The sequence below is a fragment of the Streptomyces sp. P9(2023) genome (assembly GCF_032436795.1).
Lineage (GTDB): Bacteria > Actinomycetota > Actinomycetes > Streptomycetales > Streptomycetaceae > Streptomyces.
On sequence record NZ_JAUPWM010000087.1, the window covers coordinates 1 to 1571 of the forward strand.

A 1571-nucleotide genomic window follows, 5' to 3' on the forward strand; every position below is an offset into this window, starting at 1 on the left:
CGAAAATTCAACCAGACAATTCCAGTCAGAAGTAAGAAAGTAATTATTTCATTTGAGGAATAAGCTTTCCTTCACCCGTCTGTGGATCATAGTCTAATTTTGATTCATGATGTTTTCTTCTTGGTTGCTCCTTGCTACTCGCAATAGCTTGGAGCACTTTTTTTATTTCTTCTGGTGTTCCTTTGATGATTAGTTCCATGGTTAAGCCTCCTTTTCAAAAAGAGTTTCAATTGTTGGGTAAACGTCGTGTTTTTTCAAAAATTGATAAATGAAAATGTGTCCTTTTTGAGTCCATTTGGTATTAGGCTTCATCTGGCTACTGCCTTCCCACAATTTCATTTCAGTATGGGTATATCCTTCGTTTTGGTAATCGGCATAAAGCAACCACACGTTTCCTTGTTTGTATTGGACGCCCAGTTCATGAAGCAATTGGTTCATTTTGTTCGCGCTCATCCCGTAATTCTTGGCGATTACGCTAATTGGTAACAAACTTGGATTGGCTAAGATTGTGTCGTAATAATCAGCTTTTGGTTGCAACTCTTTTACTTGTTGTTCTGCGATTAAACGTTTTGTGCGCTCCTCTTTTAATCTGGAAGCCACTTCGATTAGTAAGTCCGGGTTATCAAGTAGTTCTTCTTTTGCGTACATTCCGTGTTTTCGGATTGTTGGCAATACGTCTGACGTTACCCAGCGCTTGAATTTCTTTGCTGATGGAAGTTTGGATTTAAGGATTAAGCTATATAAGCCGGATTCGTTGATGATTGTCATATTACGGTTTTGTCCTGATGCACTAATTTGGTGCGTCAGCATATCTTCTTCGTCAACATGGCGATTCACATCTCGACTACCGTTTTGGTACCCCAGCACTTCCGCCACATCTTTACCTACAAAATATGGTTCATCATTTACTAAGATTGTTCGAACTTCGTTTTGTTCAAAATTAAAAATTTGTGGTTTGTTCATTGTTTAACCTCCTTTTTATTGTGTCTTTTAGGACACCAATTCTTCAAAAAAAATATCATACATTTCTTTTTCGCTGTATTGCATAATGTCTGAAATAACCTTAATTTCAGATGCGTTAAATTCGGACTCACTTCTCAACTTTTTATAAATAGTTGATTTAGTAATGCTAACACCTCTTTCAGCCATTTGATTAAGTAACCACTCGATATTGTGACCTTGCATTTTTAACTGACCTAGAAATACGTTCGATTTCATTTTCTCACCCCCTTTTTCATTTCGTGTCATTTAAGACACTCTTAATATACCACGGGTAAAATCGGCTGTCAACAAGAAAGTGTCTTAAAGTACACTTTTATAAAAAGAAAAATATTTTTATCTTTTTAACGATAATACGAGTAGCTTTTACGACACTTTTGTATTATAATGAAGTATAAAGATTTGGAGGTGAATTTATGAATGAGATAATAAAAATGAAGCGATTAGAAAAGAATATGTCATTAGAAGAAGTTGGCAAGTTAGTAGGCGTTGGAAAATCAACCGTAAGAAAAGGGAAAAGTATTCATTTTAAACAAACTTGATCTCGACATTATACCAAAAGAGAAATACTC

Annotated in this window: 4 protein-coding genes; 1 reads left to right on the forward strand and 3 read right to left on the reverse strand. The window is 35.4% G+C overall.

Annotation, left to right across the window (positions count from 1 at the left end; genetic code table 11):
• Positions 1 to 43 precede the first annotated feature (43 nt).
• From Q5762_RS36700 to Q5762_RS36710, 3 genes are read right to left on the reverse strand one after another with little or no spacing between them, the layout of a single operon-like run.
• Positions 44 to 199, reverse strand: a complete 156-nt coding sequence (locus Q5762_RS36700) for a hypothetical protein (RefSeq protein WP_315887754.1) — start codon at positions 197 to 199, stop codon at positions 44 to 46.
• A 2-nt stretch (positions 200 to 201) separates the two neighbouring features.
• On the reverse strand, positions 202 to 963 hold the full coding sequence (locus tag Q5762_RS36705) for a phage antirepressor (protein ID WP_315887753.1): 762 nt from the start codon (positions 961 to 963) through the stop codon (positions 202 to 204).
• A 27-nt stretch (positions 964 to 990) separates the two neighbouring features.
• Positions 991 to 1248, reverse strand: a complete 258-nt coding sequence (locus Q5762_RS36710; protein WP_315887752.1) for a hypothetical protein — start codon at positions 1246 to 1248, stop codon at positions 991 to 993.
• 167 nt (positions 1249 to 1415) lie between these two features.
• On the opposite strand from Q5762_RS36710, the gene Q5762_RS36715 reads away from it, so the two are divergent.
• A complete protein-coding gene (locus Q5762_RS36715) occupies positions 1416 to 1541 on the forward strand; it encodes a helix-turn-helix transcriptional regulator (protein ID WP_315887751.1) in 126 nt (41 codons plus the stop codon).
• The last annotated feature ends 30 nt before the right edge of the window (positions 1542 to 1571 follow it).